This is a genomic window from Nocardia donostiensis (genome assembly GCF_002081715.1).
GTDB classification, from domain to species: Bacteria; Actinomycetota; Actinomycetes; order Mycobacteriales; family Mycobacteriaceae; genus Nocardia; species Nocardia donostiensis.
In genome coordinates this window covers 1-12,852 of the sequence record NZ_MUKP01000005.1, presented here as the reverse complement: position 1 = coordinate 12,852, position 12,852 = coordinate 1, and the positions used below count along the sequence as shown (strand labels likewise).

Annotated in this window: 12 protein-coding genes; all 12 read left to right on the top strand. The window is 66.7% G+C overall.

The annotated features are described in order from the left end of the window. The first annotated feature begins 21 nt into the window (after nucleotides 1–21). Nucleotides 22–594 (top strand): adenine phosphoribosyltransferase, encoded by a 573-nt coding sequence (locus B0T44_RS04610; RefSeq protein ID WP_077117803.1) that lies wholly within the window; start codon nucleotides 22–24, stop codon nucleotides 592–594. 168 nt (nucleotides 595–762) lie between these two features. Further along, nucleotides 763–2,361 (top strand): ABC-F family ATP-binding cassette domain-containing protein, encoded by a 1,599-nt coding sequence (locus B0T44_RS04605; RefSeq protein WP_077117801.1) that lies wholly within the window; start codon nucleotides 763–765, stop codon nucleotides 2,359–2,361. A gap of 195 nt (nucleotides 2,362–2,556) precedes the next feature. Further along, nucleotides 2,557–4,965, top strand: coding sequence for a RelA/SpoT family protein (locus B0T44_RS04600; protein WP_077117799.1), 2,409 nt, complete (start codon nucleotides 2,557–2,559; stop codon nucleotides 4,963–4,965). A 256-nt stretch (nucleotides 4,966–5,221) separates the two neighbouring features. Then, on the top strand, nucleotides 5,222–6,844 hold the full coding sequence (locus tag B0T44_RS04595) for a cutinase family protein (RefSeq protein WP_077117797.1): 1,623 nt from the start codon (nucleotides 5,222–5,224) through the stop codon (nucleotides 6,842–6,844). A 57-nt stretch (nucleotides 6,845–6,901) separates the two neighbouring features. Continuing rightward, on the top strand, nucleotides 6,902–7,834 hold the full coding sequence (locus B0T44_RS04590) for a DUF8176 domain-containing protein (protein WP_077117795.1): 933 nt from the start codon (nucleotides 6,902–6,904) through the stop codon (nucleotides 7,832–7,834). A gap of 14 nt (nucleotides 7,835–7,848) precedes the next feature. Further along, on the top strand, nucleotides 7,849–8,721 hold the full coding sequence (locus B0T44_RS04585; protein WP_077117794.1) for a MinD/ParA family ATP-binding protein: 873 nt from the start codon (nucleotides 7,849–7,851) through the stop codon (nucleotides 8,719–8,721). Then, nucleotides 8,718–9,371 (top strand): hypothetical protein, encoded by a 654-nt coding sequence (locus tag B0T44_RS04580; protein ID WP_077117792.1) that lies wholly within the window; start codon nucleotides 8,718–8,720, stop codon nucleotides 9,369–9,371. Before B0T44_RS04585 ends, B0T44_RS04580 begins: the two co-directional genes overlap by 4 nt. A 93-nt stretch (nucleotides 9,372–9,464) precedes the next feature. Beyond that, a complete protein-coding gene (locus B0T44_RS04575) occupies nucleotides 9,465–9,761 on the top strand; it encodes a hypothetical protein (protein ID WP_077117790.1) in 297 nt (98 codons plus the stop codon). A 7-nt stretch (nucleotides 9,762–9,768) separates the two neighbouring features. Further along, nucleotides 9,769–10,047 carry a hypothetical protein gene (locus B0T44_RS04570; RefSeq protein ID WP_077117788.1) on the top strand — a complete coding sequence of 93 codons (279 nt, stop codon included), beginning with the start codon at nucleotides 9,769–9,771 and terminating at the stop codon, nucleotides 10,045–10,047. 30 nt (nucleotides 10,048–10,077) lie between these two features. Beyond that, nucleotides 10,078–10,728: a DUF8175 domain-containg protein gene (locus B0T44_RS04565; RefSeq protein ID WP_245839485.1), complete on the top strand. Its 651-nt coding sequence runs from the start codon at nucleotides 10,078–10,080 to the stop codon at nucleotides 10,726–10,728. Then, nucleotides 10,725–11,540 carry a DUF8175 domain-containg protein gene (locus B0T44_RS04560; protein ID WP_077117785.1) on the top strand — a complete coding sequence of 272 codons (816 nt, stop codon included), beginning with the start codon at nucleotides 10,725–10,727 and terminating at the stop codon, nucleotides 11,538–11,540. The genes B0T44_RS04565 and B0T44_RS04560 overlap by 4 nt, the downstream gene beginning before the upstream one ends. A 98-nt stretch (nucleotides 11,541–11,638) precedes the next feature. Then, a partial coding sequence (locus B0T44_RS04555; RefSeq protein ID WP_081511592.1) for a hypothetical protein occupies nucleotides 11,639–12,852 on the top strand: 1,214 nt, incomplete at its 3' end.

The window sequence follows — 12,852 nt, the reverse complement described above, 5'->3', positions numbered from 1 at the left end:
TGTGACCAGGGAGAGGTGTCGATGAGTAAGCACGCTGCGATCGAATCCGACGACGCAGTCGCCGAGCGGAGCAGCAAGGCCGCCGAACTGGTCGAACGTCTCACCAGGTGGAGCGATGACTTCCCCGAGCCCGGTGTCCGTTTCGCCGACCTCACCCCGGTCTTCGCCGACCCGGAGGGGTTCCGCACCGTCGTCGAATGCCTGGCGGCGCTGGCGCCCGATGTGGATCTCGTCGCCGGAGTGGACGCCCGCGGTTTCCTCCTCGGTGCCGGTGTCGCCGTCACGCTCGGCACCGGTGTCGTGGCCGTCCGTAAACGCGGCAAGCTGCCGCCGCCGGTGGTCAGCCGCGAATACCATCTCGAATACGGCACCGCCGCTCTGGAGGTGCCTGCCGACGGGATCGAGTTGCAGGGGCGCCGGGTTCTGCTGCTCGATGATGTCCTGGCCACCGGCGGTACCCTGGCCGCGGCCGCCGACTTGTTCTCCATGGCCGGATCGCAGGTCGTCGCCGCGGCCGTCGTCCTCGAACTCGCCGCGCTCGGCGGCAGGGAACGGCAGGGCGCATATCCGGTGACCTCCATCGTCACCGTCTGATCCCAGCTCGCAAAAAAAGACTGGCATTCGCCCGGCCGGGTGGTTATTCTGGTCGGGTTCTTGTCCCCGTTGATCGGAGTCCCGCCGTTGCTCTCATGAGGTAGTCGTTCGTGCGGCCCGCGCAGTGTGCGCCGCGTTCGGTTCGCAACCTCTGAAGGGCGGTAGGCCGTGGCCACCATTTCTTTTTCCGATCTGTGCTTCTCCTGGGCCGACGGGACCCAGGTCTTCGCTGGACTCGATGCCGTCCTCGGGCCTGGCCATATCGGGTTGGTCGGCAGCAACGGCGCCGGGAAATCGACCCTGCTACGGATCGTTGCCTGCGAACTCGCGCCCGCCCGCGGATCGGTGAGTGTCACCGGGACGCTCGGGTATCTGCGCCAGGATCTCGGGCTCGGCACGGGCAAACGGGTCGACGAGGTACTCGGTATCTCCGAAGTGCGGCAAGCACTGCACCGCATCGAATCCGGCGCGGGGACCGAGAGCGATTTCGACATCGTCGGCACGCAATGGGATGTCGAAGAGCACGCCATCGCGCTGCTGGGTAGGCTCGGGCTGGACTACCTCGCGGACTCGGTCGACCAGCTCGACCGCAGGCTGGAAACCTTGTCCGGCGGCGAAACGGTGCTGTTCGGTCTGGTCGCCGAACTGCTGCGCGAACCGGAAGTGCTGCTGCTGGACGAACCGACCAACAACCTGGATCGCCGCGCGCGCGGCCGCCTCTACGAGGTGCTCGGTCAGTTCAATGGCACCGCTGTCGTCGTCAGTCATGACCGGGAACTGCTCGAGCGTATGAGCGCTATCGCCGAACTCCGCGACGCGCGGCTGCGGATCTTCGGCGGCAACTACACCGATTACGAGCAGATCATCGATACCGAACAGCAGGCTGCCCGCTCCGCGGTCCGCGACGCCCGCGCCGATATGCGTAAACAGGCCAAAGAACTCGTCGAGGCGCGGATCAAACTGGACCGGCGCCAGCGCTACGGCAAGAAGATGGCCGAGAACAAACGGGAACCCAAGATCGTGATGGGTCTGCGTAAACGCCAGGCTGAGGTATCGGCCGGGAAACTGCGTAACAACCACATCCAGAAACTCGACACCGCCACCGAACAGCTGCGCCAGGCCGAACAGCTGGTGCGGGACGACCGGGAAGTCCGTATCGACCTACCCGATACCCGCCTGTATCCGGGTCAAGAGGTCATCGAATTGAATGAGGTCACCCTGGCCTGTGGCCCGACGATCACCCTGGCGGTGAACGGCCCCGAACGGATCGCCCTCACCGGCCGCAACGGCGCAGGCAAAACCACCCTGCTGCGGCGGATCGCTGCCGAGCCGCCGCAGGTGCCGTGGCGGATGCTGCCGCAACGACTCGACATCTTCGACGACAATCTGTCGGTCTTCGACAATGTCGCGGCCGCCGCTCCGCACGCCGATGCCGAACACATCCGCGCCCGCCTCGCCCGCTTCCTGTTCCGCGGCACCGACGCTGATATCCCCGCCTCGGCCCTGTCCGGCGGCGAACGCCTGCGCGCCGCCCTCGCGGTGCTGCTGCTCGCCGAACCCGCACCGAAACTGCTCCTGCTCGACGAACCCACCAACAACCTCGACCTCCCCAGCCTCGGCCACCTCACCCAGGCTCTCGCAGGCTACGAAGGCGCACTGCTCGTGGTGAGCCACGACCCGCGGTTCCTCGACGAGATCGGTGTGACCCGCCACCTGGAGCTGACAGCCGAGGGGCTCACCGAAAGCAGTAGCGCCCCGGGAGGATGAGGCCGGAGCATCACGTGTGCGGCCGGCGCGGTGTGCGGACTCGGGAAGCTGGGGGCCTGTCCTGGCGTTGTCGATACAAGGGGGCCGGTCAGGCGGTACGGTCGGGGCTCTCCGACTGTGCTGGGGGGCTAGAGTTGGTGTTCTGGGAGGTTGTGGTCTGGGAACGGCCGGGCTGCGGCATGGAGAGGCGGTGGCATGACTCAGCATCTGGACGAGGCGAATGCCGAGCAATCGGCGCCTGCCCGGCGATCGAGTGGTGCGCAGAACGGCTCTTCCGGGACTGCCGCGCGACCGCAGCCGGGCGCCAATCCTGATGTGGTGCGGCAGGCGGGACCGGCCGCCGTACCGACTTCGGCGTCGCGACGGGTGCGGGCGCGGCTGGCGCGGCGGATGACCGGGCAGCGGGGTATTGCGGCGGTCAAGCCCGTGCTGGAGCCGCTGGCCTCGGTGCACCGCGAGCTGTATCCCAAAGCCAACCTCACCCTGCTGCAGCGGGCATTCGACGTCGCCGACGAGAGGCATGCGCACCAGTTCCGCAAATCGGGCGATCCCTACATCACTCATCCGCTCGCTGTGGCCAATATCCTCGCCGAACTGGGGATGGACACCACGACGCTGGTGGCCGCGCTGCTGCACGACACCGTGGAGGATACCGGCTACTCGGTGGAGGAACTGACCGCCGATTTCGGTTCCGAGGTCGCGCACCTGGTGGACGGGGTCACCAAACTCGACAAGGTCAACCTGGGTGCGGCCGCCGAAGCCGAGACCATCCGCAAGATGATCATCGCCATGGCCCGCGATCCGCGGGTGCTGGTGATCAAGGTCGCCGACCGGTTGCACAATATGCGCACCATGCGGTTCCTGCCGCCGGAGAAGCAGGCGAAGAAGGCCAGGGAAACCCTCGAGGTCATCGCCCCGCTGGCGCACCGCCTCGGTATGGCGACCGTGAAATGGGAGCTGGAGGACCTGGCGTTCGCCATCCTGCACCCGAAGAAGTACGACGAGATCGTGCGGCTGGTCGCCGACCGGGCACCCTCGCGCGACACCTACCTGGCCAAGGTCAGGGCCGAGATCGTCAACACCTTGGCCGCATCCCGGATCCCTGCCACGGTCGAGGGCCGTCCAAAGCACTACTGGTCGATCTATCAGAAGATGATCGTCAAGGGTAAGGACTTCGACGATATCCACGACCTGGTCGGTATCCGCATCCTGTGCGACGAGGTCCGCGACTGCTATGCCGCGGTCGGTGTGGTGCATTCGCTGTGGCAGCCGATGGCGGGCCGGTTCAAGGACTACATCGCCCAGCCGCGGTACGGGGTCTACCAGTCGCTGCACACCACCGTCGTCGGACCCGACGGCAAACCTCTGGAAGTGCAGATCCGTACCCACGATATGCACCGCACCGCCGAGTTCGGGATAGCGGCGCACTGGCGGTACAAGGAGACCCGGGGCAAACACTCCACCGACACCGCCGAAGTCGACGATATGGCCTGGATGCGCCAACTGCTCGACTGGCAGCGTGAGGCCGCCGATCCGGCCGAGTTCCTGGAATCGCTGCGCTTCGACCTCAAAGCGCCGGAGATCTTCGTGTTCACCCCGAAAGGTGATGTGATCACGCTGCCGCAGAAATCCACCCCGGTGGACTTCGCCTACGCCGTGCACACCGAGGTCGGCCACCGCTGCATCGGCGCCCGGGTCAACGGCCGCCTGGTGGCACTGGAACGCCAGCTGGAAAACGGTGAGGTCGTGGAGGTATTCACCTCCAAAGCGCAGAACGCGGGACCGAGCCGCGACTGGCAGACCTTCGTGGTGTCGCCGCGCGCCAAGGCAAAGATCCGGCAGTGGTTCGCCAAGGAACGCCGCGAAGAGGCGTTGGAAAGCGGTAAGGAGCAGATCAACAAGGAGGTCCGCCGCGTCGGGCTGCCGCTGCAGCGGCTGATGAGCGTCGACGCGATGAACGCCGTCGCCCGCGAACTGCACTACACCGATATCTCCACTCTCTACACCGCCGTCGGCGAGCATCAGGTATCCGCGCACCACGTGGTGCAGCGGTTGATGGCCCAGCTCGGCGGAATCGGCGACGTGGAGAACGAACTCGCCGAACGCTCCACCCCCTCGACCACACCGGCACGCCAGCGGCGGGTCACCGGAGACGCGGGCGTGCTGATCCCCGGCGCCTCGGGCACCGTGGCGAAACTGGCCAAATGCTGCACCCCGGTTCCCGGTGACGAGATCATGGGTTTCGTCACCCGCGGCGGCTCGGTGAGCGTGCACCGGGTGGACTGCACCAACGCCGATTCGCTGCGGGAGCAGCCCGAACGCATTATCGAGGTGGAATGGGCGCCGTCTCCGTCATCGGTGTTCCTGGTTGCCATCCAGATCGAGGCGCTGGACCGGACGAGGTTGCTGTCGGATGTGACGAAGGTGCTGGCCGATGAGAAGGTCAACATCCTGTCGGCGTCGGTGGCCACCCACGGTGACCGGGTCGCCATCAGCAAGTTCACCTTCGAGATGGGCGATCCGAAACATCTGGGGCATTTGCTGAACGTGGTCCGCAACGTCGAAGGCGTCTACGACGTCTACCGTGTGACGTCCGCGGCGTGATCAGCACGGGGGTTGTCACCGCGCTGAGGTCAGGGGGCCTTGGCAGCACGGCAGGCGAGATCGGAAACTTATAACGCTTCGGCCACGGCGCGCCGCGGTGCGTCCGGGCGTCGACGGTACGTCGCGTAAACTTTCCGCCGCTTCAGCGGTCATAGCCGGAATCTGTTACGGTCTATTGCGTTTCACAGCGCTCGGGTAACTGCGGCGAGACGGATTGCGGGTCGCTATGGCTGGATGCACGGCAAGAATTTCGGGGATGCTGGTCGCGTTCACCGTCACGGTGGCAACCGCAACCGCCGGCAGCGCATACGCCCAACCGTTCGGTCCCGCAGCCCCTCCAGCCCCTGCAGTACCTTCTACGAAGCTGGCGATCGAATCCTGTCCCGCGCTGTACGCCTTGGGGATCCAGGGCACCGGCGAATCCTCGCCGGACGCCGCCCCGACCACCGACACCGGCATGCTGTCCACGGTATTCCGCCCGCTGCTGGCCAACGCCCCCGACCCGAAGCTGGTCAACCGGGCTTACGTGCCATACGAATCCGGCTTCGGCGGCGCGGGCGGCAGTAGCGTCACCCCGTACGCGGAGTCGCTGTCCGGCGGGCTGATACGGCTGCGGACAATGGCCGACTCGGTCGCCGACCGCTGCCCGAACACCAGGTTCGCGATCGTCGGCTACTCTCAAGGCGCCCACGTTGCCTCGATATTCGCGCAGGAGATCGGCCAGGGGACGGGTAGTGTCCCGCCCGAGAAGGTCGCCGCCGTCGCGCTGTTCGGCGATCCGACTCGTAATCCGGGTGCGCCACTGTTTCCCGGTGCTCCCGGCAAGTCGACACCGGACCCGGCGCCGGGCACCGAGGGGCAGGAGGTTTCCGGAATCGTCGCGCTGCAGCGGGTTCCCGCGACTGGCGGCGGTATCGGACCGCAACGTGATCAGGCCGAGGATTTCGGCGCGCTCACCGGCCGGGTGGCCAGCTTCTGTGCCGCGGGCGATCTCGCCTGCGATGCACCCGAAGGCGCCCCGATTCTCAAAGCTGTGGCCGGTATCGCCGGACAGGCCGAACTCAGCGGAGGCGATCCGATCGCCTCGTTGACCTCGATCGCGCAGGCGCTGGCGTTCACCTCGATCAAAACCGCGACCAAGGTGGTCAACGAGGACATCCAGGGGAACTCGCTGGCGAATCTGTCTCTCTCGCCGAAGAAATCGATCTCTGAGCGGCTGGCCGACGCCGCCGACCCTCGCACCCCGGTCGATATCCCCGCTGCGCTGCGGGCGCTGCTGAAGGTCGGCATGATCGGGCTGAACTCGGTTGTCACCGTGGTGCGCGCGGTGCTCAACCCTGCCTCGATCGCCGAACTCGCCACGGCCGGACTGTCCAATCCGCCTGCCGCGCTGCTGCTGCTGGGCACGAAACTGATCGGCGCCATCCCGCAGCTCATTCCGCCGACGACCGGTATTCGCCTGGTGAGCCAGGCGTTCGACGCAGTGGTCGACAATATCCAGGACAACCACGCGCTGCTGAACACCACGACCTGGGTGCGGTATTGGGACACCATCCAGCGTCACAACGCCTATGGCAATGCCTCGATCTCGGTCGACGGGGTGGCCCCGACGAAGTTCGTCGCCGACTGGCTGGCCGCCACCGCTCGCGATATCGCAACCACTTACGGCAGCGGAGACGCGCCGCAGAACATCGGCAGCGCCCCGTCTGCTCGAATCGACGGGCCCGGATCCGGCGCGTCGCCGCCGCGGGGCCCGTCCGGTACGGGACAATTCCCGTTTGGGACAGGAGTCGACGGCGCCTCCTACGGTGCTGCGCGGACGAACGCGCCCACCGAACGACCCAACACATCCATAATTGACCCGTTCTCCACGAACTGATCGCCGAGAGGGTTCGACGATGCGAAACCACGTGCCCGGCTCAGCGGGAATGGGGGAATGTTGAAGTCGTACAAACAGCTCGATCGCTGGTACGGCGCGCTGGAGCCGGAAGGCGACCCGAGTACTGGGCAGCGCGCCTCGGAAGCGCGTACGCCGCTTCCGGACGACGACGGCGCCCGCCGCTACCCGGACTACATCCTGCCCGCCGACGACGACACCGGAACCGACGACCCCGCCCCGGCCGAACTGGCCGGGCATCGCAGTGAGTTCACCGGCGGCTGGTCCGACTGGGTTGTCGACCATGCTCCCGGTCCCGATGACGACTACACTCCGCGCGAGGGCGAACTGGTCCGCTTCCCCTGGCCCGATGACGAACCCCTCTCCCCGCCTGCCCGGATCGGCCGCGGCCCCGCCCGATTGCGTGACGCCGCACGGGAAACCGGCGCCACCCGGCGACGCGTCGTCGCAGTGCTCGTGGTCGCCATCCTGCTGCTCGGCGCCGCTGCTGCCGGAGTGCTGTACCTGCTGGGTGGTTTCTCGAGTGATACGCACACCGCCGATATCTCGGACGGAGCAGGCCTTCGGTTCACCGCCGAGAGCACCGATTCCGCCGCAGTCGCGCAGCGCTGCCCGACCGAACATCACGGTGACGTGGTGCGCGGCGCGGGCCCGGGCGGCACCGATAGTGGTCCGGCGGCGATCATGCGTTTCCAGTACGCCTATTACGTGGAGCGTTCCGGCCAGAAGGCAAGAGAGGTGGTTGCTCCCGGGTCGCAGGTCTCGCCCGCCTCCGTGATCCAGCGCGGTATCGACAGCGTCGCCGAGGGCACCGAACATTGCGTGCGGATCGTGACTGTCGACGCAGACAGGTACACAGTGGAGGTCACCGAATACCGTCCCGGCGACGCACCGGACACCTACAGCAAGCAGACGGTCACCACGGCGGTGATCGACGGCCGCACCCTGATCACAGGTATCACGGCCGGATAGAGGAGAGTGCAACGATGGGAGACGACTGGAGCCGCTGGCTCGACGACCTACCCGACGAGGGCGATGCGTCGGACCGGCCCGCGCGGCCGAAGGCTCCGGTGGTGCGTTTGCGGCGGGGGAAGCGGTCGCCGCGCGAGGCGGGCGGTCCGCGCCCGATACTCGTGGTCGGTGGCTGCGGCGGGGCGGGAACCACCACGACGGCACTGGGGTTGGCGGGGGAGCTCGGCCTGTCCGGGACCGATACGGTGGCGGTGGATGCGACCGCCGCAGGCGGCGATCTGGCGCTGCGCGGTGCCGACGAACATCTGCATCCGATCAGCCTGCAATCGTGGTTGTACGGGCGCGGTGGCGGGGAGCCTGCCCCGTTGAAGGAGTGCCTGTCCCGGGCGACATCGGGGATCGGCCTGCTGTGGCGCGATGCCGCACCGTTGCGGCGGCGTGCGAGTTATCTCACGGTCGCGCGTGCGATCGACGATGCCGGGTATACGGCGGTCTACGACGGCGGCAGTCCGATTGCCGGCCGTCAACTGAGGCCTTTGCTCGACGATGCGGATGTGGCTCTGGTACTGACCATTCCGGCGCGTACCGATGCCGCGAACCGCTTGCGGGTAACCCTGGAATGGCTGGACGACGAGTTCGGCGATATCGCAGACGGTATCGGCGAGGGCATCGTGGGCGATACCACCATTGTCGTCTCGCATCAGATCCCTGGCGCCGATTCGCGGGTTGCCGACCATTTGCGAGAACATCTGTCCGGGTGGGTCCGCGATATCAGGGAGATCCCCTACGATCCGCATCTGGCTCGCGGTGAGCTCGTCCGGCATATTTCGCTGGCGGAGGAGACCCGCCGGGCCTATGGGCGGCTACTGGCCGGGGTGGCATCATGACCGCCGCCATGAATCTTCCTCGCCGATCGGAACACGCAGCAGCCGGGGTGGTTCCCCCACCGGAGTCGCGCCGTGCCGCGATCTGGGACCGTCCCGTGCCCGGAGTCGGCCGTGCGCCGCTGGTCTGGCTGCTGGGTGTGCACGGCGGCGCCGGAGCCAGTACTCTTGCCAATGTGCTTGCGCCCGCGGCGGATTCGGGTCGCCGCTGGCCCGGCGTCTTCGATCGTGAATCGCCTTTTGTCGTTCTGGTGGCCAGAGAAACCATTGCCGGGCTGACCCGTGCCCACGATCTGTTGCGGCAACATCACGCCGGGTTCGCCGGGCCGTCTGAGGTGCTCGGCCTGATCACCGTTGCCGCCCGGCCCGGCCGGATGCCCGCCGAGATCCGCCGCTACCGCGAGGTGGTCGGCTCCCTGGCCGGGCATCTGTGGCAGGTGCCGTGGTACGAGGAGTGGACGCTGGTGGAGCCGGAGAAGCTGCCGGTGTGGACACCTGGCACCGGGCTGCCGCAGCGTAGGCGCAAGATCGACCCGCTCGACGAGGTGCCGTTCGAGATGCACGAACTGGGCGCGGAGATCGTGGCGGCTGCGCGGGCCGCGCTGGCGGAATCACCGCCGAGCCGGGGTCGTTCGAGATTGCTGGAGGAGTGATGCCGTGACCGTAGTCGAGCACATGCTCACATTTGTGCTCCCCGCGTTCGCGGGGACAGACCGTCCCTCATCATTTTTCGAGAAAGGCACCCGATGAGCACGATCCTCCTCGCTGTGCAGGACACATATGGCACTGTCCTGGCCCAGGTGGGCAACCCCACCCCGGAGGCGCCTCCAGGATCGGAGAAGATTCTGCAGCTGGTCCGGTATCTCACCTGGTTCGTCTTGCTGTCGGGTATCTGCGGCATCATCTACGCGGGCGGCAAATTCGCCTGGGAGAAGTGGACCGGTGGTGGTCTCGAATCGCCGAAGATGGTGGCGGGGGCGATGATCGGCGGGGTGGTCGCCACCAGCGCCGGAACCATCATGAACGCGGTCATCGGTACGTGAGGCCGTGATGTCTACGGTACGGGCTGCGAATGAGCTGAAGGTGCTGGCCTACAAACAGATGCCTGCCGAGGTGCTGGAACCGCTGTCGCAGCTGCTGAACTGGCTGCTGTGGTTCGTGCTCCTGGTATGCCTGGCGTGGATGATCGTCTCGGCAGGGAAGCTGTGGCTCACGTTCCGCAGCGACCTGGCGATGAACGATGCCTCGCATGGTGTGCTGATGAGCCTGCTCGGCGCGGTGGTCGCCAGCACTGCCTCGGGCATCGCGCTGGCGTTCCTGCCCGCATGAGCGGGCAGGAGTGGATGGAATGACCAGCGTATGAACTCCATAGTGATACCGGCCGCCGTCACCGGGAGCCGGTGGCGAAGGCTGCGCGGTCCTGCGGCGGGAACGCTCGGCATCGTGCTGCTGTTTGCCACCGGTTGCGGCTCGGACACCGGATCCGGTCAGGATCTGTCCGCGCCGCCGACGAATGTGCGATGGCAACCGTTCCAGGGCGTCGCCCTGCCGCGGACCGACCAGGGACCGGAATCGGAGGCCGACGGCGCAGCAACCGGTTTCGATCGTTCCCCGCCGGGCGCGGCTGTCGCAGCCATCACCCATACGGTGCGGCTATCGATCGCGACCGACAGCCAATGGTCGAATGTAGTTGCCCGCGAGGTGGTGCCCGGCCCGGCCCGCGACGCATGGTCGGTCAGCCGGGTGCAGTTGTCCATCACCGGGCCTGCGGCACCCGAGTACGCGCCGCGGCTGCTCGGTTACAAGATCACCGAATACAGCGACCAGCGTTCGACAGTGGACGTCTACACCGAGTATTCGGACAGCTCGAAAGCGGTGAACCACACCACGGTGGAGTGGTTCCGTGAGGATTGGAGGTTACGTCTGCCGGACCCGGAATCCACCGAACGACCCGTCGACGCGATCGATGAACTGCCCAACGACATTGTGGTATTGGAGGCGCCGAAGTGAGTGAGAAGGAGCCGTACGCGCGTGATCGCGTCTCCTTCGGTGTCGTTGCGTCGGCGGCGGTGCTGACGCTGATCGTGATCGTCGGTGTGTTCGTCTATGTCGGCCGGGACGACGACGCGGGGTCGGAGGCCGCGCCGTCGTTCACCGAAGGACCGGTTGCCGAAGGGTTTGCCGCCCCGGATGTCGACCTGTTCGGCAGACGCGTCGACATTCCCAACAACCCCGCAGGGCAAACGCTTCCGCAGGACCCCTCGCCGCAGCGTAAACCGACCGACCCGGACTGGCTGACCGCGGCGCCCAAGGGCACCACCGGCCCACGGGGCTGGCAGCGGGTGTACGGGGCGTCGGTGCCGTTCTCCACATCCGACGGTCCCCGCCGGATCGAGGACGGGCTTGCCGTCGGCTACTCCCACACCCCGCAGGGCGCCGCACTGGCGGCGGCGCAGATCACCTACCGGCTCAACGCCCGCCCCGCGCATCGGGACCTGTACGTGCGGCAGGTGCGAGTGTCCGCGCAACAGATCGCCGCCTACGACCGGGCGCTGGACGCGGATCGGCTGCCCGAACAGCAACCGGAGTCGGTGACCAAGTACCTGGTGGCCTCGGACGCGTTCAAGATCGACGACTACGCCGACGATATGGCTATCGTCCGGCTTGCCATCCGCGGTCCGGCCGTGGACGGCAAACAGCTGTGGGTGGCGCTGCGGCTGATCATGGTGTGGGACGCGGGTGACTGGCGGCTCAAGCCGACCACGTCGTCGGCCCCGCAGACCGAGTACGTCGAATCGCTGGCGGGGTGGACCCCATGGTGATTCCGATGGTGGGACGGAAAGTGAAAGCTGCAGTTCACGAGGGTGACAAGCACGAGGCTGGTCCGGATCGATTCCCCGCACAGCATCGAGGGGCTGACATGGTGAGGCGAATTGTCACGATCTTCGCGGTCATCTTCACGGTGATGATCGCGACGCCGACGGTGGCCTACGGCCAGACCTACGGCTTCGACGAGACGTGCGACGAAATACACGACACGCTCGACGGTCTCGGTATCCCCGGTATCTCGCTGGGTGACGCCGCGTCGGCGGTCTGCAAGGCGGGCAACGCCGCATCGCATCCGGGTGAGGCCGCCAACGCGGTCAAGGACAAGGCCTGGGATTCCACCTTCGGCAAGGTGGTCGATTCGCTGATGAACGGCCTCGGCGAGGCGATCATCCTGGCGTTGACCTTCTGGATGAAGGTGCCCAACGAAGCGGTCAGCGATTCCGGTTCGCTGTTCACCAAAATCAACGACTACACCTATCAGGCGCAGATATTGCTGCTCATAGCGTCGGTGATCCTGACCGGCGCCAGATTGGCCGAGGCCAGACGTGGGGCCGCGATGAACGAAGCGGCCGAATCCTTCCGGATGTTCACCAGGGTCGTGTTCAGTTCGTGGATGCTCGGCGCCGTCATCGTCGCGGGAACCCAGGCCTCGGACCGGTTCGCGGAGTGGATCATCAACGATTCCACCGACGGCAATGCACGGAACCTGGCCGAGCTGATGGTGAAAACCAGCAAGCTGCAGGCGTTCTCGCCGGGCTTGGTGTTGATCATCGCGATTGTCGGCCTGCTCGGCGCGCTGGCCCAGATCGTGCTGGCCATCGTCCGGCAAGGGCTGCTGGTGATAGCGGCCGGTGTGCTGCCGCTGGCGGCGGCCGCGTCCGGGATGAACACCGGTAAGCAGTCGTATCAGAAGCTGGTCGGCTGGATCATCGCGTTCATGCTGTGGAAGCCGGTGGCGGCGATCGTCTACATGATCGCCTTTACCACAGCCGGTCATGTGGACGAGCTGACCTCGGCCTCCGGACTGCCCGACGGGGAACAGGCCCAGCGCATGCTGGTGGCCATCGTGCTGCTGTGCAGTGTCGCATTCGTGCTGCCTGCGTTGATGCGCCTGGTCACGCCGGCCGTCGCGATCGTCGGCAGCGGCGGTTCGGGTCTGACCGCCACGGGCGGCGCCCTGATCGCCGCGGCGGGTCTTGGTGCCATGGGCACCAAGGCGGTCGGGGTGAAGAGCGCCGCGGCGCCCGGCGCCGCCGGATACGTCAGCGGTGCGGGCAGCCCGCCGCCGACCGGCGGCGGCAGCGG

Excerpts from the sequence above, each read along its gene's own strand:
- B0T44_RS04610 (WP_077117803.1), top strand. The coding sequence starts at position 22 with ATGAGTAAGCACGCTGCGATCGAATCCGACGACGCAGTCGCCGAGCGG.
- B0T44_RS04600 (WP_077117799.1), top strand. The coding sequence starts at position 2,557 with ATGACTCAGCATCTGGACGAGGCGAATGCCGAGCAATCGGCGCCTGCC.
- B0T44_RS04595 (WP_077117797.1), top strand. The coding sequence starts at position 5,222 with ATGCTGGTCGCGTTCACCGTCACGGTGGCAACCGCAACCGCCGGCAGC.
- B0T44_RS04590 (WP_077117795.1), top strand. The coding sequence starts at position 6,902 with ATGTTGAAGTCGTACAAACAGCTCGATCGCTGGTACGGCGCGCTGGAG.
- B0T44_RS04585 (WP_077117794.1), top strand. The coding sequence starts at position 7,849 with ATGGGAGACGACTGGAGCCGCTGGCTCGACGACCTACCCGACGAGGGC.
- B0T44_RS04580 (WP_077117792.1), top strand. The coding sequence starts at position 8,718 with ATGACCGCCGCCATGAATCTTCCTCGCCGATCGGAACACGCAGCAGCC.
- B0T44_RS04575 (WP_077117790.1), top strand. The coding sequence starts at position 9,465 with ATGAGCACGATCCTCCTCGCTGTGCAGGACACATATGGCACTGTCCTG.
- B0T44_RS04570 (WP_077117788.1), top strand. The coding sequence starts at position 9,769 with ATGTCTACGGTACGGGCTGCGAATGAGCTGAAGGTGCTGGCCTACAAA.
- B0T44_RS04565 (WP_245839485.1), top strand. The coding sequence starts at position 10,078 with ATGAACTCCATAGTGATACCGGCCGCCGTCACCGGGAGCCGGTGGCGA.